The sequence below is a fragment of the Streptomyces violascens genome, assembly GCF_014649955.1.
Taxonomy (GTDB): domain Bacteria; phylum Actinomycetota; class Actinomycetes; order Streptomycetales; family Streptomycetaceae; genus Streptomyces; species Streptomyces violascens.
Genome location: NZ_BMUA01000011.1, coordinates 93648 through 116256, shown reverse-complemented (window position 1 = coordinate 116256; position 22609 = coordinate 93648). Strand labels below are relative to the sequence as shown.

The window sequence follows — 22609 nt, the reverse complement described above, 5'->3', positions numbered from 1 at the left end:
CCAGATTTGCAACCCGGGGGTTGCGTGTCAATTCGTGACGATTTTCGCACCAGGATGCGTTCCGGTCGGCGCAGATACCGGATCGATTCCCCATCGTCATCCGGCGGGCCTGCCCTTCAGGCCGTTTCGCGGCGCATACTGGGGTGACGATGACGAAGCCATCCGCGCCCCGGCGCCACCTGCCCACCAGCCCCTTCAAAGCCCCGGACGCTCCGGCGGCCAAGCACTTCATCCTGGGAGACCGGGTCACACACGACCAGTTCGGCCTGGGCACCATCATCGGGGTCGAGGACGGCGTCGCGATGCTCGTCGACTTCGGCTCCCGCCAGGCCCGAATCGTCAGCCCGTACACCCGCATGGACAAGCTCTAAATCCCGCCGCCCGGCGAGAGCCGCCGGCCCGTACCGCAACCGTGGATCGGGCCGGGGGTGCGTCCTTGCGGCGCGGTGAGGACTGCCCTTCCGAGTGAAATCGCCGCGCCCCCGACCGCATCCCATGGCCCGCAATCCATCCGCGCCCCATCCAGCCCGGGCCCACGACATCCAGACGGCCCGCATCCAACCCCGGGCGTATAAATCGCCCCCCTCCCGACACCGGAGTCGGACATGTTCCGGCACCTGAGGCGGACGTGTGCGGACGAACGGTCCGCCTAGCGTGTCGTCCATGGTCAAAATCTCCCGCGCGGCCACGGCCGTCGCCCTGTCCTTAGCCCTCGCGGCGCCGCTCGCCGCCGCGACCACGGCCCAGGCCGCCCCGCCGAAGCCTCCCGCGGCCTCTACGCCCGCCGCCTCGACACACGCAGCCCAGCGGATCGAACTCCCTGGCCCGACCGGCCAGTACGCGATCGGCGCCGACACCCTGCACCTCGTCGACCACTCCCGCCGCGATCCCTGGGTGCCGAGCCAGGACCGCGAGCTCATGGTGACCCTCACCTACCCGGCGGCCCACCCCGGCACCGCAGACCCCGCCCCGTACACCACCTCCGCCGAGGCTCCGGTCCTCCTGAAGGAGCTCGGGATCGACCCCGCGAGGGCGGGCGAGGTCACCGGTACGAGGACACACGCGCGGCTCGGCGTGCGGCCCGCGCGGGGCGGCCATCCGCTGATCGTGCTCTCACCGGGGTTCGGCGCCCCGCGCTATTCGCTCACCACCCTCGCCGAGGACCTCGCGAGCCGCGGCTACGTCGTCGCGTCCGTGGACCACGCCTACGAGTCGTTCGGCACGAGCTTCCCCGGCGACCGCCTGCTGACCTGTGTCGCCTGCAAGGCCATGCAGGACGGCACACCCGGCAGCACGGTCACCGCGACGCGCGCGGCCGACACGTCGTACCTCCTGGACCACCTCACCGGAAAGCACCCGGCCTGGCGGTACTCCTCCGCGATCGACAAGCGGCACATCGGCATGGCGGGTCACTCCATCGGCGGGGCCGCCGCGCTCGCCGCCATGGCGCGCGACGGGCGCATCGACGCCGGGGTCAACATGGACGGGGCGTTCTGGGACACGCTGCCGCCCAAGGGGCTCGGCGGGCGGCCGTTCCTGATGCTGGGCACCGACGACGAGATGCACCGCCCAGGCGGCAAGGACAAGACGTGGGACGCCACGTGGCCCGCCCTCGACGGCTGGAAGCGCTGGCTGACCGTCGCCGGAGCCGAGCACATGACGTTCTCCGACGAGCCGGTCGTCGCCGACCACTTCGGCCTCCCGCACTCGCCGCTGCCCGCGCAGCGCTCGGTCGCCCTCGTCCGGACGTACGTGGGTGCCTTCTTCGACCAGCAGCTGCGGGGCCTCGACCGGCCGGTCCTCGCAGGGCCGACCGCCGCCAACCCCGAGGTGACGTTCAACAATCCCTGACCGCGGTCCGCCCCCAACCGGGGGCATACCGGCCGGGTTTACCCCGGTTCCAACCCCCGGTTGACGGCCCGGGCCGCGCCGGCTACTGATGCAAGGGCCAGGTCACCATCACGGGGTCCGCAACTCGCCCCACCGGGTGCGCACCCCGTACCGCACCATCCCTGTCTCGCAGTCCGGCGACTGGTCCTCCTGCAACGGGCGCAGCAACCGCGCCCTGTAGCGCCGCGGAACGGCCCCTCTGAAGCAACAGGGCCCCACCCCCCCAGGCCAGGGGGTGGGGCCTTGCCCTGCTCTACTCCGTGCCGCCAACTCCGTTTGCCTACAGAGGTGTTGACGGGTCGTCGGCAACGATCGACGCGAGCTGTGTGAGGGAGTCGATCCGCCAGTCCGCCGCCGCGACGACCTCCGCATCGTCCGCCCACCAGTGCCCCCAGGGCCCGCGCCGCAGGTGTGCGACACGCAGCCCGGCCGCCTTGGCGGGGAACACGTCGTTCACGGGGTGGTCGCCGACGTACACGGTCTCGTGCGGAGCCGACTCGGCCACCTCCAACAACCGCTCGAAGAAAGCGGGTTGGGGCTTGGAGACACCCCATTCGTCGGAGGTGACCACCAGGTCGGCGGGCAGGTCGAGGCCGCGCAGGAGTTCGCCGGCGCGGGCCGTCTGGTTCCCGGCGACGATGACCTGGATGCCGAGCTCGCGGAGCCCGCCGAGGGCGGGCCGTACGTCGTCGTACAGGTCGGTCTCGTCGAGGTGCTCACCACGGCCCGCCGTCTCGCGGGCCAGGTACGCCTGGCGGACGTCTATGCCGGGTTTGAGCATGCGCAGCGCGTCGGCGGGGTCACGCCCTTGGATGACGACGGCCCCGACGAGCGCGGCGAGGGTGTGTCTGGGCACGCCGATCCAGTCGGCCCAGGATGCCCAGTAGCGGTCGTCGCGTACCAGTGTTTCGCCTATGTCGAGCACGATGGTCTCAATCATCGAGCCCGATCCTAGGTGGTGAGGAGGGCAGGTATGTGGGACGACGCCACCATGAGTCGGGTGGCGCCGCCCCTGCGAGCCGGTCCGCACCGCTGCTACGAGTCGTACGGCGCCATCACGAGCCGTACGGCGCCACTACAACGCCGACTGGAACGCGGACGCGGAGGGCACCGTGTCACCCGCCGTCGTGACGCGGTCGAGGGCGACGGGGGTGAGCCCCGCGTGCTGGGCGGCGGCGCGGGCGGCGAGCGCCACACGGGGGCCGGTCGCGGCGACCGGGAGGGTGCGGCGGGCGGCGGCGGATACAAGCATCGTGGTCATGCCTCATTGTGCATGGCCGGGCGTTGTGCTGTGCGCCGTTTGGGATGGCCCAAGTGGCAGTCGTCCGTGGGCGGTTGCGGTGCCGGGTGGTCGATCGGCCGGGCTCTGCGGCGCGGAGGTCGCCGGGGCCGACCGGGAGCCGCCTGCTCATGGCGAGGGGGGCGGCTCCCGTCTCTCATGTGACCTTCGCTGTGACGTTCCAGGGCACGACGACGTCGGGGCATACGCGGCCGGGGTCGGGGCGGCAGGACCGCGTGGAGCCGATCATGACGACGCCCGGCTTCTCGGCGTGGAAAACGGCGCTGGCACCGCCCGTTGGTGCGGTGCCGCCGGCGGTCCTGCGGAGCGCCCCGGAGTCGCCGGCCTGCGGGACGCCCCAGGTGTAGTTGAGCCCCTGGGAACGGGAGCCGGTGAGCCGGATCTCGACGTCGTCGCCGACCGCCAGAACGACGGGCCGGCCGTCGTCCGAGTTGGTCAGGACCACGCGTTTCGCCGCGGCGGCGTGGTGGGCCGAGGGCAGGTGGGGCTGGGCGGCGGCCGGCGCGGCGCCGGTACTGGCAGCCGACGCAAGCCCGAGCGCCAGCGGTACGGCAAGGTAGGTGGATGCCTTCTTCTTCAAGACCCCTCCGGGGGTATCCGGGTCGAGGCAGAACGGCGGTTCTGCGCATGGGGATCAGAGTGGCCCGCGTGAGGACCGAGACTGCTTCTTTTGCGCCTGAATACACCGAATTGATGACGGCGGGCGAGGAGCTCCTGACGGAGCTCGACGGGGAGGCGCTCGCATGAACGGACATCTCCCCGGGAAAGCCGCTGCCAGCTCCCTGGCCAGCCCCAGCCGGCCCCGTCTCACGCCTCGGCGAGGCCCTTCCGCCAGACGAAAACCTCGGTGCTCGGCTGCCGCTCGGAGAACCGCCCCGACGGCGAGGCCTCCTTGAGCAGCCGACGTACGTCCGCCTCGAAGGCGTCGCAGCGTTCTGGACATCGAGAACACCCACGCCACGAGGTCGCCGGGCGTTCCGTTCGGTAGTACGGTGCGGCCGGCTCGCCGGACGGGCCCCGGGCCCCAATGGGTGACTCACCACAGATAGTGGATGCCGATGATTCCATGTGTGGGCGCCTGGACGGGTGGTGGTGTGACGGTGGGGGACGTTGCGGAGAGGATGGCGGCGCGCAGCAAAAGACCCCTGCCGACCGCCAATTGGCGAAAGGCAAGGGCCCCTCGTGCATCCAGAGTTCAAGGTCGGCCGCGGTACATGGTGCTCTACCAATTGAGCTACGCCGACCCGAAGTCGACGACGGGATTCGAACCCGCAACCGCCCGTTCCCAAAACGAAGTAACCGCTGCCTGCGCACCTGGACGAGAACCACGGTATCTGCGTGACGTGATGCCGGCACGTGAATTATGGCGCTGCTGCCCAGGCGGCGAGGGCCATGTTCCCGTGATGTTCCCGTGAGCCGCGAAAAGATCAAGGCCCCACCCGAACGTGCAGGCAGGGCCTTGATCATCGAACGCTCGGTTCGGGACCGTAAACCGAACCCAGCGTCCTGGCTGTGGAGTTGTTGCCGCCCGGCGGAACGAGGCTGGCGCGACAGGACGTTCGCACCGCCGGGCGGGGTCCTCGGGGGAGGTTGCCGGGATCGCGGCGGCGGCGATTGGTGTGGGCGCCGGGGGCCTTCCTTCAGGTCAGGAAGGGCGGCGCTCACGCCTTCACCACCGCACTGGCATCGCCACACCGCCGCGATCCTCGGGTTGTCCATATCCGCCGACCACCCCTCATCCGGGTCGGCGGATCGGACTGTGCAAAGGGTTTGACCTCCCGTCAAATCCCTTGCACGGTCTGGGAGTTACCTCGTCGAACCGGGTCGGCTAGTCCTCGCGCAGGGCGTGGACCGCCTCCTCCACGCGCTTGCCGTACTCGGCGTCCGCGGCGTGGAAGTGGGCCAGGTTCTTCTCGATGACGTCGTCGCGGGAGACCTGCGAGAGGCCGCCGGCGATGTTCGCGACGAGGCGGGACTTCTCGTCGTCCGACATCAGGCGGTACAGCTCGCCGGCCTGGAAGAAGTCGTCGTCCTTCACGTGGGCCGGGGCGGCGTGCGTGCCCGTGTAGCCGTGGATGGCGAGCGGGGCCGAGAGGGCCGCGTCGGTCTGGGCGGGGCCCGAGTACGAGTTGGGCTCGTAGTTCTTGTCGGTGCGCCGGCCGTTGCGGGTCGCCATCAGGCCGTCGCGGCCGTAGTTGTCGGCCTCGGTCGCCTTCGGCGCGTTGACCGGCAGCTGGGTGTGGTTGACGCCCAGGCGGTAGCGGTGCGCGTCGGCGTAGGCGAACAGGCGGCCCTGGAGCATCTTGTCCGGGGACGGACCGATGCCGGGGACGAAGTTGTTCGGCGAGAAGGCCGACTGCTCGACCTCCTGGAACACGTTGTCCGGGTTGCGGTCCAGGACCAGGCGGCCCACGCGCTGCAGCGGGTAGTCGCTGTGCGGCCACACCTTGGTGAGGTCGAACGGGTTGAAGCGGTAGTCCGCGGCCTCGGCGGCGGGCATGATCTGGACGTACAGCGTCCAGGACGGGTTCACGCCGCGCTCGATGGCCTGCAGGAGGTCCGTCTGGTGGCTGTTCGCGTCCTTGCCGACCTGCTCGGCGGCCTGCTCCGAGGAGAGGCAGCGGATGCCCTGGTTCGTCTTGAAGTGGTACTTGACGAAGAAGGCCTCGCCCTGCGCGTTCGTCCACTGGTAGGTGTGCGAACCGTAGCCGTTCATGTGACGGTACGAGGCCGGGATGCCGCGGTCGCCCATGAGCCAGGTGATCTGGTGGGTCGCCTCGGGGGCGTGCGCCCAGAAGTCCCAGACGTTGTCCGGCTCCTGCTTGCCCGTGAACGGGTCGCGCTTCTGGGAGTGGATGAAGTCGGGGAACTTGATCGGGTCCTTGATGAAGAACACCGGGGTGTTGTTGCCGACGAGGTCGTAGTTGCCCTCTTCGGTGTAGAACTTCAGCGCGAAGCCGCGCGGGTCGCGGACCGCGTCCGCGCCACCGAGCGAGTCGGCCACGGTGGAGAAGCGGATGAACGTCTCCGTGCGCTTGCCCACCTCGCCGAGGAAATCGGCCTTGGTGAAGCCGGTGACGTCGTCGGTCACCTCGAAGTAGCCGTACGCACCGGAGCCGCGGGCGTGCACCACACGCTCCGGGATGCGCTCACGGTTGAAGCGCGCGAGCTTCTCCAGGAGGTGCTGGTCCTGGAGCAGGATGGGGCCACCGACGCCGGCGGTGGCGGAGTTCTGGTTGTCGGCGACGGGGGCGCCGGACTCGGTCGTAAGCACGCGCTTCGACATCGTGACCTTCCGTACTGGAGCTGCACCGCTGAGCTGTTCCGCGGTTCCTGGAGCGTAAATACGCCCGGAAGGGAACGTCAACAGTTTGTTGAAAACGAGATGTGAGCTTCCGGGCGGCGGCGGCGCCTGGGCGCGACAGGACAGGTGTCAGCGCCGCCGCCACCCGGAAATCAGGGGCCCCCGAAGGGGTGCTTCCGGTGGGTCGGACCCGCGGAGTGGGTCAGACCTGCGAGCCGGAGAGGCGCTCGACGGCGCGCAGCAGGGCGGAGTGGTCCAGGCCGCCGTCGCCCTGGGCGCGCAGCGAGGCGACCAGCTGGGCCACGACCGCGCCGACCGGAAGGGCCGCGCCCACGTTGCGGGCGGCGTCGGTGACGATGCCCATGTCCTTGTGGTGCAGGTCGATCCGGAAGCCGGGCTTGAAGTCCCGGTTGAGGAAGTTGTCCTTCTTGCGGGTCAGCACGGTCGAGCCGGCCAGACCGCCGTTGAGGACGTCCAGGGCGGCGGTGAGGTTCACGCCGGACTTCTCGAGGAAGACGACGGCCTCGGCGCAGGCCTGGATGTTGACCGCGACGATGAGCTGGTTGGCGGCCTTCACCGTCTGGCCGGAGCCGTGCGGGCCACACAGGACGATGGTCTTGCCGAGGGCCTGAAGGATCGGCAGCGCCGCGTCGAAGTCGGCCTGCTCGCCACCCACCATGATCGACAGGACGGCCTCGATGGCGCCGGCCTCGCCGCCGGAGACGGGGGCGTCCAGGACGCGGATGCCCTTCTCGGCGGCGTTCTTCGCGAGGTCGACCGAGGTCTGCGGGGTGATCGACGACATGTCGACGATCAGCGCGCCCTGCTTGGCGTTGGCCAGGATGCCGGCCTCACCGTACGCGATGGCCTCCACCTGGGGCGACGCCGGAACCATCGTGACGATCACGTCGGCGTCCTTGACGGCCTCGGCGATCGAGCCCGCCGCGGTGCCGCCGGCCGCCGCGAGGCGGTCCAGCTTGTCCTGCTCCAGGGTGAAGCCGGTGACCGAGTAACCGGCCTTGATCAGGTTCTCGGACATGGGAGAGCCCATGATGCCGAGGCCGACCCATGCGATCTTGGGGAGGTTGCTCATGAGGGTGCTGCCTTCCTAAAAGCTTTGGTACGTCAAGAAGTTGAGGCCCGAGGGGCGTGCCTCAGCGGGCCGCGCGGGCCTCGGCGGGGAGCCACTCGAAGGAGGCCGCGGCGTCGGCGGCCTTGTACTCCAGACCCACCCAGCCGTCGTATCCGGCCTTGCCCAGCTGGTCGAGGAGCTCTTCCAGCGGCAGCGAGCCGGTGCCCGGCGCGCCACGGCCCGGGTTGTCGGCGATCTGCACGTGGCCGGTCTTGTCGGCGTACGCCTCGATGACCTCGGAGACGTTCTCGCCGTTCATCGAGAGGTGGTAGATGTCGAGCAGGAACTTGGCGTTGCCAAGGCCCGTCGCGGCGTTCACCTTGTCGATGACCTCGATGGCGGCGGGGGCGCTCACCAGCGGGTAGAGCGGCGACTCCGGCTTGTTCAGGGTCTCGACCAGGAGGATCGCGCCGACCCGGTCGGCCGCGCGGGCCGCCAGGACCAGGTTCTCCAGGGCGAGCGCGTCCTGCACCTGCGGGTCCGCCCCCTCGACGCGGTTGCCGTAGAGCGCGTTGAGCGCCTTGCAGCCGACCGAGGCGGCGAAGTCGGCCGCCACCTCGATGTTGGCGCGGAAGCGGTCGGACTCCTCGCCGGGAATCGACAGCGCGCCGCGGTCCGGGCCCGGCAGGGCGCCGGCGTAGAAGTTGAGGCCCACCAGCTGGGTGCCGGCGTCGTCGAGCGCCTTCTTGAGGGCGTCGAGCTCGGCCTGCTCGGGGGTGGGGGTTTCGATCCAGGGCCACCACAGCTCGACCGCCGTGAAGCCCGCCGCGGCCGCGGCCGCCGGGCGCTCCAGGAGCGGGAGTTCCGTGAAGAGGATCGAAAGGTTTACATCGAAGCGCTGGTTCGAGTAGCCCATGAGGGGTGTGCGCTCCTTCCGTATTGCGGAAGTTGTTTTCTGCTTGATGGAAGGTTGCAGGGGGACCGGCGAGCTTGTCAAGGGGGCCTCCCGGATTTCGTCCACCTCGCAGTAGGTTGAGCGCGTGCGATTGAGAGTGGAGTTCACGACCGAGCCCTTCGATCTCGACGAGGCACCCCCGCATGCGGTGGTCGCCCGCGACGTCATCCAGGCGGCCCGGCTCGACGCGGTCGACGTCGGCCCCTTCGGCAATACCGCGGAAGGCGGTGCCGACGAGGTGCTCACCGCGGTGGACGCGCTGCTGCGCAAGGCCCTGGCGGCGGGCGCCACCCGCGTCTCGCTCCAGGTCAACGTGATCGGGGAGGGCGAGAAGTGACCGAACCCGCGGACCACCCCCTGATCCAGGCGGTCAAGCCGCTCGTCGACGCCATGGGTGCGGAGATATTGGCGCCCGCCCACGCCCTGCCCGACGACGTGGTGCTCGCCTGGGAGGGCGAGGACGTGGTGGCCGTGCGGCTGCCCCAGCTCTCGGACTCGCTGGATCACATCCTGGCCGCCATGGAGCGCCGCCACGGCATGCCGCTCGCGTCCCTGGACCGCAAGGCCAAGCAGTCCGCCGTACGGACCCTGGAGGCCCGCGGCGCCTTTTCGGTGCGACACGGCGTCGAGACGGTCGCCTCGGCCCTCGGGGTCAGCCGGTTCACCGTGTACAACTACCTGAACAGGGAAAACACCGCCAAGGATGACTGAGCGAGCACGCTCGGTGCCTGTTCAGGCACCCCCGCGCAACGAACCGCCGTCCGGACACCGGGCGGCGGTTTTTGTAACCCGAAGTTTTCAACAAAGTGTTGACGGGATGTTTCGCAGGGCGTTAGCTATCCGCAGCCCGTTCAGCACCAAGGCCACGGAGGCCGCCGTGACTACGACTTCGACGCCGGGCCTCGCCCGGTTCAACACCTCACAGGATGACGCGGCCCTCGCCGCGCTCCACGAGGTGTGCGCCAGTTCGGCGTGGGGGAGCAAGCTGCTCGCCCAGCGCCCGTACGCCACCGCAGAGGACCTCTTCACCGCCAGTGACGCCGCTCTGGCCGAGCTGGGTGTGAAGGACCTGGAAGAGGCGATGGCAGGGCACCCGCCGATCGGCCGGCCGAAGCCCGGTGACCCCACCTCCGCACGTGAACAGCGCGGAATGGCCGGGGCCTCCGAGGCCCTCAAGGCCGAGCTGCTCGAACTGAACCTGGCCTACCAGGAGAAGTTCGGCCATGTCTTCCTGATCTGCGCCACCGGTGCCACCGGTGAGCAGATGCGCGACGCGGTGAAGACCCGGATCGGCAACACCGCCGAGGAGGAGCGCGAGATCGTGCGCACCGAACTCGGGAAGATCAACCGAATCCGGCTGACCCGTCTCGTAGAAGAGGACAAGGACTGATGAGCACCGCGACCACCGCTTCGGTGTCCACGCACATCCTGGACACCAGCATCGGACGCCCCGCCGAGGGCGTCGCCATCTCGCTCGCGGCCCGCTCGGGCTCCGACGCCGAGTGGATCTCGCTCGGCGGCTCCGCGACCGACGCGGACGGGCGCTGCAAGGACCTGCCGGCCCTGCCGGAAGGCACCACCCACGTACGACTCGACTTCGAGGTCGAGACGTATTTCGTCAAAAACCAGCACAGTTCCAAGAAGCAAGCCGAGGCGCAGCAGGACGCCCCCCGCGTAAGGGACAGCGGTGCGTTCTTCCCGGAGGTGGCGATCACTTTCGCCGTCAATCCGGGCGAGCACTATCACGTACCGCTGCTGCTCAACCCGTTCGGCTACTCCGTTTACCGAGGGAGCTAGCAGACATGCCCACGATTCTCGGCCAGAACCAGTACGGCAAAGCAGAGAACCGCGTCGTCAAGATCACGCGGGACGGCGACACGCACCACATCAAGGACCTCAACGTCTCCGTCGCCCTGTCCGGCGACATGGAGGACGTGCACTACTCCGGCTCGAACGCCAACGTGCTCCCGACCGACACCACCAAGAACACGGTGTACGCGTTCGCCAAGGAGTACGGCATCGAGTCCGCCGAGCAGTTCGGCATCCACCTCGCGCGGCACTTCGTGACCTCGCAGGAGCCGATCAAGGTCGCGCGCATCCGCATCGAGGAGTACTCGTGGGAGCGCATCGAGACCTCCGAGGCCAACTCGAAGTTCATCGGCTCCGACGACGTCAAGCACTCCTTCGTCCGCAAGGGCCAGGAGACCCGGGTCACCCAGATCACCTACGACGGTGAGAAGTGGGAGGTCATCTCGGGCCTCAAGGACCTCGTGGTGATGAACTCGACGAACTCCGAGTTCTGGGGTTACGTCAAGGACAAGTACACGACGCTCCAGGAGGCCTACGACCGCATCCTGGCGACGCAGGTCTCGGCCCGCTGGCGCTTCAGCTGGACCGATGACGAGCAGAAGGCGCCGAACTGGGAGAAGTCCTACGAGCAGGTGCGCAAGCACATGCTGCAGGCCTTCGCCGAGACGTACTCCCTCTCGCTCCAGCAGACCCTGTACCAGATGGGTTCGCGCATCATCAACAACCGGTCCGAGATCGACGAGGTTCGCTTCTCGCTGCCGAACAAGCACCACTTCCTGGTGGACCTCGAACCGTTCGGGCTCAAGAACGACAACGAGGTCTACTTCGCGGCGGACCGTCCGTACGGTCTGATCGAGGCGACCGTCCTGCGCGACGGTGTCGAGCCGCAGATCCCGGTCGACATGACCAACCTCTGACGCGGCACTGAGCCGGCCCCCGCCCGCCCGCAGTCGGGCGGGGGCCGGCCAGACCGGAGGGACATCCCATGGCACAGCCCGCAACGGGGCCGGCAGCAGCCGACGGCCCATGTACCACTCCACCTGAAGGTGCCGTGCACCCGGTGGACGAAAAGCTTCCTGCCGCGCGGCTCGTTCCCGCGGCGCTCCAGCACATCGCCGCCATGTACGCGGGCGTCGTCACCCCTCCGCTCATCATCGGCCAGGCCGTCGGCCTGGACACCGCGGGACAGACCCGTCTGATCGCGGCCAGTCTGCTCATCGCCGGGCTCGCCACTGTCCTGCAGACCCTCGGCGTGGCGAACTTCGCCGGAAACCGGCTCCCGTTCGTCAACGCCGCCTCGTCGGCCGGCATCGCGCCCATGCTCGCGATTGCCGAAACCAGCGCCAACGGCCATCAACTCCCCGCCATCTACGGCGCGGTGATGGTCGCCGGAGTCTTCTGCCTCCTGGTGGGGCCCTTCTTCGGGCGGCTGCTGCGTTTCTTCCCGCCGCTGGTGACCGGTGTCGTGATCACGCTCATCGGCGTCACGCTGATGCCCGTACCCGTGTCCTGGGCCCAGGGCGGCGACAAGAACGCCGCCGACTTCGGGTCCGTGAACCACCTGGCGCTCGCCGCCTTCACGCTCGTCGTGATCCTGCTCTTCCAGCGCTTCGCCCGCGGCTTCCTGCGCCAAGTCGCCCTGCTGCTGGGCCTGCTGATCGGCACGCTCGCGGCGATCCCCTTCGGGATGGCCGACTTCTCCGCCCTGAAGTCCGCGCCCGTCGCGGCCCTGCCGACGCCGTTCTCCTTCGGCGCCCCCGAGTTCCACCCCGCGGCCGTCCTGTCGCTGTGCATCGTGATGCTGGTCCTGATGACCGAGTCCAGCGCCGGCATGCTGGCCATCGGCGAGATCTGCGAACGCCGCACCGACGGGCGCACCATCGCCCGCGGCCTGCGCACCGACGGCATCGCCACCCTGCTCGGCCCGGTCTTCGGCGGCTTCCCCACCAGCGCGTTCGCCCAGAACGTCGGCGTGGTCTCGCTGACTCGCGTGCGCAGCAGGTACGTTGTCGCCGTCGCGGGCGGCGCCCTGCTCGTGCTCGGCGCCTTCCCGGTGCTCGGCGCGGTCGTCTCGCTGGTCCCGATGCCCGTACTCGGCGGCGCCGGGATCGTCCTGTTCGGCTCCATCGCGGTGAGCGGTATCCGTACCCTCTCCGAGGCCGGGCTCGACGACAGCTCCAACATCATCCTGGTGGCCGTGGCACTCGGGGCGGGCATCATCCCGCTCGCCGCGCCCACCTTCTACGCCGGATTCCCCGCCTGGGCACAGACCGTGCTCGGGTCCGGCATCAGCGCGGGAGCGCTCACCGCGGTCCTGCTCAACCTTTTCTTCCACCATCTCGGCACCCGGAGCAGCGTCACCGCCCCGGTACTCAAATCCTCGTAGGGTCCTGCCGTGCCCAAGTCACATCACAGCCGCCACTGACCCGAGAAGGAAGCACCATGGCACCTTCGGCAGCCCCCCAGCGCATCGTCATCGAGAACTGTGCGATCGCCACCGTGGACGCGAATGACACCGAGTACGCCTCCGGGTACCTGGTCGTCGCCGACAACAAGATCGAGTCGATCGGAGCCGGTCAGGCCCCGAAGGGCCTGGAAAACGTGGTCCGCCGCATCGACGGCACCGGCCACCTGGTCACCCCCGGCCTGATCAACACGCACCACCACTTCTACCAGTGGATCACGCGTGGTCTGGCCACCGACCACAACCTCTTCAACTGGCTGGTCGCCCTCTACCCGACGTGGGCGCGCATCGACGAGCAGATGGGTCGCGTCGCGGCCCAGGGTTCGCTCGCGATGATGGCCCGCGGCGGTGTCACCACTGCGATGGACCACCACTACGTCTACCCGCGGAACTCGGGCGACCTGTCCGGCGCGATCATCGGCGCGGCCTCCGAGATGGGCGTGCGCTTCACCCTGGCCCGCGGCTCCATGGACCGCAGCGAGAAGGACGGCGGCCTGCCGCCGGACTTCGCCGTCGAGACCCTCGAAGGCGCGCTCTCCGCGACCGCCGAGACCGTCGACCGTTTCCACGACGCCTCCTTCGGCTCGATGACCCAGGTCGCCGTCGCCCCCTGCTCGCCGTTCTCGGTCTCCACCGAACTCATGAAGCAGGGCGCCGAGCTGGCCCGCGCCAAGGGCGTACGGCTGCACACCCACGGCTCGGAGACCGTGGAGGAGGAGCAGTTCTGCAAGGAGCTGTTCGGCATGGGCCCGACCGACTACTTCGAGTCGACCGGCTGGCTCGGCAACGACGTGTGGATGGCGCACTGCGTCCACATGAACGACTCCGACATCGCCGCCTTCGCCCGCACCGGCACCGGCGTCGCCCACTGCCCGTCCTCCAACGCGCGCCTGGCCGCGGGCATCGCCCGTGTCCCGGACATGCTGAAGGCGGGCGTCCCGGTAGGCCTCGGCGTCGACGGCACCGCGTCCAACGAGTCGGGCGAGCTGCACACCGAGCTGCGCAACGCGCTCCTCATCAACCGCCTCAACGCGCAGCACCGCGAGGCCGCGCTCAACGCCCGCCAGGCGCTGCGCCTCGGCACCTACGGCGGTGCCCAGGTGCTCGGCCGCGCCGACCAGATCGGCTCGCTGGAGGCCGGCAAGCTCGCCGACTTCGTGCTGTGGAAGCTGGACACCCTGGCCCACGCCTCCATCGCCGACCCGGTCACCGCGCTCGTCTTCGGTGCCGCGGCCCCGGTCACCGCCTCGTTCGTGAACGGCAGGCAGATCGTCGAGAACAGCCGTCTCACCACGGTCGACGAGGACGCCATCGCGGTCGCGACCCGCGAGGAGGCCCAGCGCCTCGCCCGGATCGCCGCGCAGGCCTGACCCCAAGGAGTCCGGCCGAGGGGGACGGCCCTCGGCCGGTCGCCGTGAACCCGAGCGGGGTTCACGGCAGCTGGACCGGGGGGTGCGTACTACAAGGACGTACGCACCCCCCGGAACGGTGAACGTGTCAATCCCCGCACGATTACCGTGAGTTGGCGCGAGCCGCGCCGACCGCCGGCCGTACCGGAAGCGTGATCCTCGCGCTGCCCGCACCGTCCGGCACCACCGGCAACCGTCCGGCACCACCCGGCACCGTTCGGTCCCACCCCGTGACCGTCCGGCGCCACCCGTCATCATCCGGCCACCCCACACCGTTCGGCCCCACCCGCAACCCGATCGGTGGCACCCGCGCCACACAGCCCGCCGCGCTGTTCGCACTGCCCCGCACCACCTGTTCCAGCTGCTCAACGCACCACACCGCACCACCTGTTCCAGCTGCTCAACGCACCACACCGCACCACCTCCCTGACATCCGCGTCCACCGCCGACGTGTAACCGACCGGAGGAACCGCCGTGGCCGCACAGCCCAGGTTTCGCAACTTCGCAGTCAGCCCCGCCCAGACCGGCGAGAAGCACCCGGTCGACGAGACGCTCCCCCCGCTGAAAATGTTCACCAGTGGCCTCCAGCACGTGGCCGCGATGTACGCGGGTGTGGTGGCCCCGCCCATGATCGTCGGCCCTGCTGTGGGGCTCGACACCAAAGAAACCGCTTTTCTGGTCGCCGCGAGCCTGTTCACCGCAGGGCTCGCCACACTTCTGCAGACCCTCGGGATCTGGAAGATCGGCGCCAAGTTGCCCTTCGTGAACGGGGTTTCGTTCGCCGGGGTCACCCCGATGATCGCCATCGGCAAGGAGCACGGCCACGACGCGATCCCCGTCATCCTCGGCGCAGTGATCGTCGCCGGACTGCTCGGCTTCATAGCCGCCCCCTACTTCGGCAGGCTCGTCCGCTTCTTCCCGCCGGTCGTCACCGGCACCGTGATCACCCTGATCGGTGTCTCGCTGCTCCCCGTGGCCTTCAACTGGTCCTCCGGCGGCAACGAGAAGGCCGCCGACTACGGTTCGCTCTCCAACCTCGCGCTCGCCGGGATCACCCTCGTCATCGTGCTCGCGCTGCGCAAACTGCTGCGCGGCTTCATGCAGCAGATCGCGATCCTGCTCGGTCTGGTGGCGGGTTCGGTCATCGCCATCCCGATGGGCAAGACCAGCCTGGACGCCATCAAGAACGCGGACGTCATCGGCTTCCCGACGCCGTTCCACTTCGGCGCCCCGCAGTTCGACATCGCCGCGATCGTCTCGATGTGCATCGTGATGCTGGTCTGCATGACGGAGTCCACCGCCGACATGCTGGCCCTCGGCAAGATCGTCGAGCGTCCGGCCGACCAGGAGACCATCGCGGCAGGCCTGCGCGCCGACACCCTCGGATCCGTGCTCAGCACCGTCTTCAACGGCTTCATGGCCAGCGCCTTCGCCCAGAACATCGGGCTCGTCGCGATGACCAAGGTGCGCAGCCGGTTCGTCGTCGCGACCGGCGGGCTCATCCTGATCGTCATCGGGCTCTGCCCGGTCGCGGCCTCGGTGATCTCCCTCGTACCGCTGCCGGTGCTCGGCGGCGCGGGCATCGTGCTGTTCGGCTCGGTCGCCGCCAGCGGTATCCAGACCCTGTCGACGGCTGCCCTGGAGAAGGGCGAGAACGCGCTGATCGTGGCGGCCTCGGTCGGCATCGGCCTGATCCCGATCGCCAAGCCGGACTTCTACCACGCCTTCCCCGACAAGGCGCTGGTCGTCCTCGACTCCGGGATCTCCACCGGGTGCGTGGTCGCCATCGTCCTCAACCTGGCCTTCAACCACTTCGGCAAGAAGCGCGCCGAGGCGGAGGCCGACGACGACCTGCCCTCGGCCGAACCGGCCGTCGCCCTGCACTGACGCCCAGCCCTTCGGCCCGGAAGGTCCCGGCCGGTCACGGGACCTGTGGCACCACCTGCCGGGACGACCCGGCGGCTCAGCCGACGACAGGTCCCCTGACCTGTTACTTCTCGCAGGCGATGCCGTCGCCGTCCCGGTCCAGGTGGGCGGCATAGCCGGGGTCGCCGCGGTGGAGGGGAGCGGCTCCGGCGGCGCGGACGGCGGCGCAGTTCTTGTAGTAGACGCTGCCTCCGCCGCCACTGCCGCTGTCCCCTCCGCCGTTGCCCCCGCCGTCGTTCATCGGGGGCGGCAGGCTGGGGCCGTTCGTCTTGGGCTTGGGCGGAGCCTTGGGAGCCGGCGGCGTCGGGACGGCGGGCGTCGAGGACGGCGTGGCGCTCGGGCTGGCGGACGGCGTCGGCGAAGGTGAAGCGGATGCGGAAGGAGTGACAGCCGAGGCGCTGGCAACCGGCGCCTTCATCTTCTCGGGCTTGGCGGTGTCGTCCTGACAGCCGGTCGTGGTGAACGCGAGCGCACCGAGCAGGCCGGAAATGAGCAGAGTGCGGACGGCTGGGCTGGATATGCGCATGCGGCGGCTCTTTCGGACGATCGGGTGCTTGTGATGATCTGGTGAAGAGAGAGTACGGGCCGCAAAGGTTACGTAAAGCAAGTTCGGCCAACTCGGCCGAATTCAGCCGCCGTACGGTCAAAGAACGCACGAAAAGACGGGTACGACAGCCCTCCGCTGCCGTACCCGCCGTTCCCGCGGGGGCTGTTACCCGATGTGATACGGGTCGCCGTACACCTTCCAGTCGAGCGGGGTGTTCAGGTTCAGGTTGCCCTTCTTCAGGAAGACCCGCTGCTCGGTGTCGACGCGGCTGGTGTCGCTGTGCGCCTCCTCCTGCTTCATCGCCCAGACCCGGGCGTCCAGGAACGCGTTGAGGTACGTCGTCTCGTTGCCGCCCTGCGACGGGGGCTTCGCCTTGGCGAGTGCCTTCTTGCGGATGGAGCTGAAGCTGGTCGGGTCGCTGCCGTCGCCGTGCATCACGATGGCGTCGTAGTAGATGAACTGGCCGAGCGTGCCGACCCCGTCTGACTTGCCCTGCCTTACGGCCGGGTCGAAGTACACCCGGTCGCGCTCGTCGTTCTGGGCGTCCTTGAAGGCCGTCTCGGACGCGGCGGTCTTCCAGTCCTTGGTGAAGTTCGGGTCTAGCCCCTTGTGCGAGTCGGTCCCGTTGACCTTCTCCAGGGCCGGCAGGTATTTCGCGAGGACGTTGCCGGGATTGCGGGCGGTGTAGAGCTTGACCAGGTCGAGCATGTCGCCGGTGCCGGAACAGAATCCGATGATGCCGGCGGTGTAGCCCCGCCCGTCCTTGATGTCCTCGATGTACTTGTACTGAGCCTTCCAGTTCAGCGAGGAGTTCTCCGCGCTGGAGACGAGCTGCATGGCTATGTCTTTCTTCGCCGGGTCGTCGAGCCCGGTCGCGGCGGCGTTGTTCACCGTCGCATTGTCCGCTGTGGTGGTGGCCGGATTCTCGGCGGCGTACGCCGTGACCGGAACCGCGAGGAGAGCGGTGCCGAGCAGGGCGCGTACGGCGATCTTGGTACGACGTGCGGTGGCCTTGCGGTGGGGGGTGTGCACCTGGACCTCCATGAGGAAGTTCGTCGCTCCGGTGTTCTGTTAGGAAACTTTCCTACCATTGTCGTGAAGCGGTCGTACACCCCTGCGGCACAAGGAAGTTGAAGTGGCTCTGCGGCTCTTCGCCGAGGCGGGCCGGCCCGATCTCGTCGTACCGGCACCCTCACCATGGCGGACCTGCTGCTCTTCGCGTCGCTGGGCGACGGCTCCGTCGACGCCCTGAGCGAACGACACGCGACGGCCCCTCAACCACCCTTGCAGCCGGGGCGGTTGTGGGGTTCATTTTCCCGGGTGACCGAAACCAGCCGTTCCGAGTCGAGCCGCGTCGAGGCGTTCAGCGACGGCGTCTTCGCCATCGCGATCACCCTTCTCATCCTGGAGATCAAGGTGCCGCCGCACGCGGGCGACCACCTGTGGCGGGAGCTGGGCCACATGTGGCCCTCGTACGCGGCCTATGTGGTGAGTTTCCTGATCATCGGGATCATGTGGGTCAACCATCACACCCTGTTCAGCTATGTGGCCCGCATCGACCGGACCCTGATGTTCCTCAACCTGCTGCTCCTGATGACGGTGGTCGCCATTCCCTGGCCGGCCGCACTGATGGCGGAGTACCTGCGGGAGCCCGGCGCCTCGCACGTCGCGGCCGTCGTCTACAGCGGCCTGATGGTCGTGATGGCCCTCAACTACCAAGCCCTGTGGTGGCACTTGACCCGTACGGGCCACCTCTTCGACGACCGGGTCGACAACACGGCCGCCCGCGCCACCCGTGCCAGGTTCGCGATCGGCTCGCTCGCCTACCCCGCGACGGTGGCGCTCGCCTTCGTCTCGGCCCCGCTGACCCTCGCCGCGCACGGCCTGCTCGCCGTGTACTACGGCTTCAACCAGCTCAGGGTGCCGGTCGCGGAGGCCGGGCTAGACTGACTGGCTGCCGTTGCCGCACGTCAGAAGACCAGCCAGAAGGAGTCCCGCACGTTGTCCGAGAACCACGAGGCAGCCGTCCCGGCCCCGGGTGCGACCCGCCTCACCCTCGTCTCCGACTGCGGCAACTGCTTCGGCCTGTGCTGTGTCGCCCTGGCCTACGCGGCCTCCGCCGACTTCGCGATCAACAAGCCGGCCGGTAAGCCCTGCCCCAACCTCCAGCAGGACTTCCGCTGCGGGATCCACCGCGACCTGCGGGGACGCGGCTTCCAGGGCTGCACGGTGTACGACTGCTTCGGTGCCGGCCAGAAGGTCTCCCAGCAGACCTTCGAGGGCCGCGACTGGCGTACGGCGCCGGAGACCGCCGCCTCGATGTTCGAGGTCTTCCCGGTGATGCGCCAGCTCCACGAGCTGCTCTGGTACGTCACCGAGGCGCTCGCCCTGCCGAAGGCGCGGCCCGTCCACCCCGAGCTGCGCGCCGCCCTGGAGGAGACCGAGGCGTTCACGGCCCTGGCCCCCGAGGCCCTCGCCGGCCTGGACGTTCCTGCCCACCGCGACAAGGTCAACAAGTTGCTCCTCAAGGCGAGCGAGCTGGTCAGGGCCGACTTCAAGGGCAAGAAGAAGGACCGCCGTGGTGCCGACCTCATGGGCGCCAAGCTCAAGGGCGCCGACCTGCGCGGCGCGAACCTGCGGGGCGCCTTCCTGATCGCGGCGGACCTGCGCGGCGCCGACCTGCGGATGGCCGACCTGATCGGCGCGGACTTCCGCGACGCGCGCCTTTCCGGCGCCGACCTGACCGAGGCGTTCTTCCTCACCCAGGCCCAGCTGAACGCGGCGAAGGGGGATGCGACGACGAAGCTCCCGCCGTCGCTGGTGCGGCCCACGCACTGGTGAGGGCCACGGCCGGCGGAGCGCTCAGCGCCCCCACCCCGGGTCCCGCCCGCTCATGCCGATGAGGCGGTCCAGCATCGGCGCCCCGTCCGGTACCTCGACGGCCGGGCCGAACGCCTCGCCGCGCGCGGCCGGGTCGTCCTTCGACGGGGCGAGGAGCTCGTAGGAGACCTCCAGGTCGGCCGGGGTGGGCCGGTACGCCTGGCCGGTGGCCCGTGCCACGTCCCAGCCGTGGACGACCAGCTCGTCGAGGGCGACGCGGCCCGCGATCGCCGCGGGGAGCGTGATGCCGCCCGCCTGAGTGTCGCCCTCCCAGGCCGCCGGATCCCGCCAGGCGTCGACCATCGCGGCGAGGGTCTGGGGTATGGACGTGCGCCAGTCCGCGGCCGGCTCGGGCGGCCGGACACTGCCCGGGGCCGTGCTGGTCGACGGGCCGAACTCCTTGTGCGCGGCATCCCTGAAGGCGACGCCGAGGCCCGCGATGTGCGAGAGGAGATCCCGCAGCACGTACTCGGGGCAGGGCGTCGGGCTCCCCAGCTGATCGTCGCGCACGCCTTCGAGCAGGTGTGTCAGCTCGGCCGCCGCGGGGCCGAGATCCGGGAGGGATGCCTGTGCGTTCGTTTCGCTGCTCATGAAAGGGAGACGGTAGGGGGAACGAGAACTCATCGCCGGTCGCGCCACGAATCCGTTCGGGGGCATCGCCTGGGTGTCGCCCTGCTTCGGTGAGGGGCTCGGACGGGATCAACAGGGTTGCAATCAGCGGGAGTTGACGTCCGGCCCCTTGTCATGGCCGCGTTCACCGTGTCATACAGGTCTGGACCTTTTCCGTGGGACGGGAGGCCCCGCCGTGCGCAGCCGAACCAGCCGCCGGGCCGGCCGCCGGACCGGGGGAGCCATCGGCCTGCTCGTCGCCCTGCCCCTGCTGCTCACCGCATGCGGGGGAGGGGACGACGAGGACCGGCGGAGCCCGTCCGTGCCCGGCGCGGTCACCGCGCAGGCGAGCAGTGCCACGTCCGTACACGTCATGTGGCAGCCGTCGACCGACGACAGGGCCGTCGCCGGGTACGAGATCCTGCGCGACGGGGCCGTGGTCAAGCAGGTCCCGGCCGACCGGAGCATGATCGACGTCGACGGGCTCGCCGCCTCGACCGCGTACCGCTTCACCGTCCGTGCCCGGGACGCCGCCGGGAACCTGTCGTCCCCCAGTGCTCCCGCCGCCGTCACCACCCCGGCCCCGACCCCGGCCGACAAGCGCCCGCCCACCGCTCCGGCGCACCTCGCGGGGCGTGCCGACGGTACCGGCGCGGCCATCCTGACCTGGGCCCGCGCCTGGGACGACGTGGGTGTGACGGCGTACGACGTCTATCAGGAGGGCGCCCGCATCCACAGCGTCGGCGGCGCCCTGGCCACGACCCGGCTGACCGGGCTGCGGCCCGGCACCGTTTACACCTTCACCGTGCGCGCCCGGGATGCCGCCGACAACGCCTCGCAGGACAGCAACGCCGTCGACGTCACCACGGCCGCCGCCCCCCGGCGCGCCCCCGAGTACCGCGCCCACCGGGCTGCGCGCGAGCTGCGCGCGGGCCACGTCCGGCGGCGGCACCGATGTCACCCTCCACTGGGTTCCGCCGCTCACCAGTGGCACGATCAGCGCCTACCAGCTCTTCCTCAACGGCGCACCGACCACCACGATCGTGCCCGGCATCGCGTCGCCGGGCGGTCTCGGCTCGTACACCTTCACGGTCACCGATCCGCCCGGCACCCGCTACAGCGTGAAGATCCGTGCGAGGCTCGCGGACGGGAAGTGGGGCGACTTCTCGGCGCAGCCGACCGTGGCCGTACTCTGATGTCCCGTCAGGTGAGCTTCCGGCCGCCGAACGCGCCTGATCCGTCCGCCTGTTGCCACCACTTCTCCAGGCCGCTCTGGTCCATCGCGCTCCAGTCGGGGCTCGCCTGCACGAGTCCGAGGCCCAGGCGGCGGCCGAGGTCGACCATGCTGCGGCCGAGCGCGGACCGCCGGGTGTCGTACGTGGCAAGGGCCTCGGGCCAGCTATCGGACGAGGCCAGCGCCGAGCCCAGTGCGGTCGCGTCCTGGAGCGCCTTCACCGCGCCTCCGCCGGTGTGCGGACGGGCCACCGTGGCGGCGTCCCCGGTGAGAGCGAGCCGGCCGACAGCGTACCGGGGCGCGGTGAAGTCGTACATCGGCTGGATGAAGAGCTCCTGTGGCGCCGTCAGATGCATCAACTGACCCCAGTACGGCGCGAGTTGGGTGTCCGCGATCTCCAGGGCGCAGGCGCGCAGCGCGTCGGTGAGGGTTCCCGGCGGCAGGCTGGTGGGGGAGTCGAGGGGCAGCCCGTGGCCGGCCGGCGGCGCCGCGTACAGCACCCAGTTCACGCGGTGGCCGCCCCGGCCGTCCGGGATGCGGTAGATGATCGCGTGCCCGCCCGGGAAGACGGCGTACACGCAGTCCTCCACCGGCCAGAGTCCGGGATCGGGGAGCCGCTCGACGGGGAAGGAGCCGCGCCAGGCGAGATAGCCCGCGTACTCCGGGCGCACCTCGGGGCAGGCGGCGGTGCGGACCACGGAGCGGTAGCCGTCGGCGCCGATGACGAAGTCGAACCGCACGGTACGTCCGTCACTCGTGCTCAACTCCGCGCGCTCCGGGCCGACTTCGAGGCGCTCGATGGACGTACCCGCCAGGAATTCCACCGAATCCGGTACGCGCGCCCGCAGTTCGCGCCAGAGCGGGCCCCAGTTGTACGTGCGGAACGGGAAGGGCAGGATCCCGACGCAGCGGCCCAGCGGGGCCTCGCCGTCGCGAACGTACCAGCAGCGCCTGACCAGTTGGATCCACGGCATCGCCGTGTCCACGTACCCGGCGGCCTCCAGTTCGGCATAGCGGTCGTTGTGCATCGCGAGCCCCACCCCGCGGTCGGCCAGCTGCCCCGCGGCCCGCTCGTACACCGTGATCCCTTCGGCGCCACCGCGGTGCGCGGCCAGTGCCGCGGCACACCCCGCGACGCTCCCGCCCACAATGGCAACTCGCCCTCCACGCATCCCCAACGCCCTCGCAGTCCTCGTCAGACAGAGTGCCG

The 22609-nt window shown here is 69.7% G+C and carries 22 protein-coding genes and 2 pseudogenes; 13 read left to right on the top strand and 11 right to left on the bottom strand.

The window, feature by feature from the left end:
- The first annotated feature begins 149 nt into the window (after positions 1-149).
- Both IE206_RS22285 and IE206_RS22280 read left to right on the top strand, forming a co-directional pair.
- On the top strand, positions 150-371 hold the full coding sequence (locus IE206_RS22285; RefSeq protein WP_053725806.1) for a hypothetical protein: 222 nt from the start codon (positions 150-152) through the stop codon (positions 369-371).
- Between the two features lie 292 nt (positions 372-663).
- A complete protein-coding gene (locus IE206_RS22280; RefSeq protein ID WP_189964712.1) occupies positions 664-1851 on the top strand; it encodes an alpha/beta hydrolase family protein in 1188 nt (395 codons plus the stop codon).
- Between the two features lie 319 nt (positions 1852-2170).
- Here the strand turns inward: IE206_RS22280 and IE206_RS22275 are convergent, their stop codons facing one another.
- The 7 genes and pseudogenes from IE206_RS22275 to IE206_RS22250 form a co-directional block, all read right to left on the bottom strand.
- The gene (locus IE206_RS22275) at positions 2171-2830 is read right to left on the bottom strand and encodes an HAD family hydrolase (RefSeq protein ID WP_189964710.1); all 660 of its coding nucleotides are present in this window, start codon (positions 2828-2830) and stop codon (positions 2171-2173) included.
- Between the two features lie 135 nt (positions 2831-2965).
- Positions 2966-3151 carry a hypothetical protein gene (locus tag IE206_RS22270; RefSeq protein ID WP_189964708.1) on the bottom strand — a complete coding sequence of 62 codons (186 nt, stop codon included), beginning with the start codon at positions 3149-3151 and terminating at the stop codon, positions 2966-2968.
- A gap of 175 nt (positions 3152-3326) precedes the next feature.
- A complete protein-coding gene (locus IE206_RS22265) occupies positions 3327-3770 on the bottom strand; it encodes a hypothetical protein (protein ID WP_189964706.1) in 444 nt (147 codons plus the stop codon).
- A 227-nt stretch (positions 3771-3997) separates the two neighbouring features.
- Positions 3998-4208 (bottom strand): annotated as a pseudogene (locus IE206_RS42535) (SAM-dependent methyltransferase); the annotation flags it as partial.
- 810 nt (positions 4209-5018) lie between these two features.
- Positions 5019-6476, bottom strand: a complete 1458-nt coding sequence (locus IE206_RS22260; protein WP_189964704.1) for a catalase — start codon at positions 6474-6476, stop codon at positions 5019-5021.
- Positions 6477-6696: 220 nt separating this feature from the next.
- On the bottom strand, positions 6697-7587 hold the full coding sequence (locus tag IE206_RS22255; protein WP_189964702.1) for a 2-hydroxy-3-oxopropionate reductase: 891 nt from the start codon (positions 7585-7587) through the stop codon (positions 6697-6699).
- Between the two features lie 61 nt (positions 7588-7648).
- Positions 7649-8482, bottom strand: a complete 834-nt coding sequence (locus IE206_RS22250) for a TIM barrel protein (protein WP_189964700.1) — start codon at positions 8480-8482, stop codon at positions 7649-7651.
- Between the two features lie 124 nt (positions 8483-8606).
- Between IE206_RS22250 and IE206_RS22245 the strand changes: the two genes are divergently transcribed.
- The 8 genes from IE206_RS22245 (at position 8607) to IE206_RS22210 (ending at position 16090) form a co-directional block, all read left to right on the top strand.
- Positions 8607-8858: a YkoF family thiamine-binding protein gene (locus tag IE206_RS22245; protein ID WP_053725798.1), complete on the top strand. Its 252-nt coding sequence runs from the start codon at positions 8607-8609 to the stop codon at positions 8856-8858.
- The gene (locus IE206_RS22240) at positions 8855-9232 is read left to right on the top strand and encodes a helix-turn-helix domain-containing protein (protein WP_226599754.1); all 378 of its coding nucleotides are present in this window, start codon (positions 8855-8857) and stop codon (positions 9230-9232) included. The genes IE206_RS22245 and IE206_RS22240 overlap by 4 nt, the downstream gene beginning before the upstream one ends.
- A gap of 166 nt (positions 9233-9398) precedes the next feature.
- Positions 9399-9911, top strand: a complete 513-nt coding sequence (uraD, locus tag IE206_RS22235) for a 2-oxo-4-hydroxy-4-carboxy-5-ureidoimidazoline decarboxylase (RefSeq protein WP_189964698.1) — start codon at positions 9399-9401, stop codon at positions 9909-9911.
- Positions 9911-10318, top strand: a complete 408-nt coding sequence (gene uraH / locus IE206_RS22230; protein WP_189964696.1) for a hydroxyisourate hydrolase — start codon at positions 9911-9913, stop codon at positions 10316-10318. Before uraD ends, uraH begins: the two co-directional genes overlap by 1 nt.
- A gap of 5 nt (positions 10319-10323) precedes the next feature.
- Positions 10324-11247, top strand: a complete 924-nt coding sequence (pucL, locus tag IE206_RS22225) for a factor-independent urate hydroxylase (protein WP_189964694.1) — start codon at positions 10324-10326, stop codon at positions 11245-11247.
- A 68-nt stretch (positions 11248-11315) separates the two neighbouring features.
- Entirely contained in the window at positions 11316-12716 is a 1401-nt protein-coding gene (locus IE206_RS22220) for a nucleobase:cation symporter-2 family protein (protein ID WP_189964692.1), read from the top strand.
- 56 nt (positions 12717-12772) lie between these two features.
- Positions 12773-14164, top strand: a complete 1392-nt coding sequence (locus tag IE206_RS22215) for an 8-oxoguanine deaminase (protein ID WP_189964690.1) — start codon at positions 12773-12775, stop codon at positions 14162-14164.
- A gap of 513 nt (positions 14165-14677) precedes the next feature.
- Positions 14678-16090: a nucleobase:cation symporter-2 family protein gene (locus IE206_RS22210; RefSeq protein WP_226599753.1), complete on the top strand. Its 1413-nt coding sequence runs from the start codon at positions 14678-14680 to the stop codon at positions 16088-16090.
- A gap of 103 nt (positions 16091-16193) precedes the next feature.
- On the opposite strand, the gene IE206_RS22205 is transcribed toward IE206_RS22210, so the two are convergent.
- Together IE206_RS22205 and IE206_RS22200 are read right to left on the bottom strand one after the other, a co-directional pair.
- Complete coding sequence (locus IE206_RS22205; RefSeq protein ID WP_226599752.1) at positions 16194-16655, bottom strand: excalibur calcium-binding domain-containing protein; 462 nt, start codon at positions 16653-16655, stop codon at positions 16194-16196.
- 186 nt (positions 16656-16841) lie between these two features.
- Entirely contained in the window at positions 16842-17720 is an 879-nt protein-coding gene (locus IE206_RS22200; RefSeq protein WP_189964689.1) for a chitosanase, read from the bottom strand.
- Between the two features lie 276 nt (positions 17721-17996).
- Here IE206_RS22200 and IE206_RS22195 point away from each other — a divergent pair, with 276 nt between their 5' ends.
- Positions 17997-18626 carry a TMEM175 family protein gene (locus IE206_RS22195; protein WP_226599750.1) on the top strand — a complete coding sequence of 210 codons (630 nt, stop codon included), beginning with the start codon at positions 17997-17999 and terminating at the stop codon, positions 18624-18626.
- A gap of 51 nt (positions 18627-18677) precedes the next feature.
- On the top strand, positions 18678-19517 hold the full coding sequence (locus tag IE206_RS22190; protein WP_189964684.1) for a pentapeptide repeat-containing protein: 840 nt from the start codon (positions 18678-18680) through the stop codon (positions 19515-19517).
- 21 nt (positions 19518-19538) lie between these two features.
- On the opposite strand, the gene IE206_RS22185 is transcribed toward IE206_RS22190, so the two are convergent.
- A complete protein-coding gene (locus IE206_RS22185) occupies positions 19539-20147 on the bottom strand; it encodes a TIGR03086 family metal-binding protein (protein ID WP_189964682.1) in 609 nt (202 codons plus the stop codon).
- Between the two features lie 262 nt (positions 20148-20409).
- Between IE206_RS22185 and IE206_RS22180 the strand changes: the two are divergent.
- Positions 20410-21361: pseudogene (locus tag IE206_RS22180) on the top strand (fibronectin type III domain-containing protein).
- A gap of 7 nt (positions 21362-21368) precedes the next feature.
- Here IE206_RS22180 and IE206_RS22175 read toward each other — a convergent pair.
- Positions 21369-22571, bottom strand: coding sequence for an FAD-dependent monooxygenase (locus IE206_RS22175; protein ID WP_189964679.1), 1203 nt, complete (start codon positions 22569-22571; stop codon positions 21369-21371).
- Positions 22572-22609 lie beyond the last annotated feature (38 nt).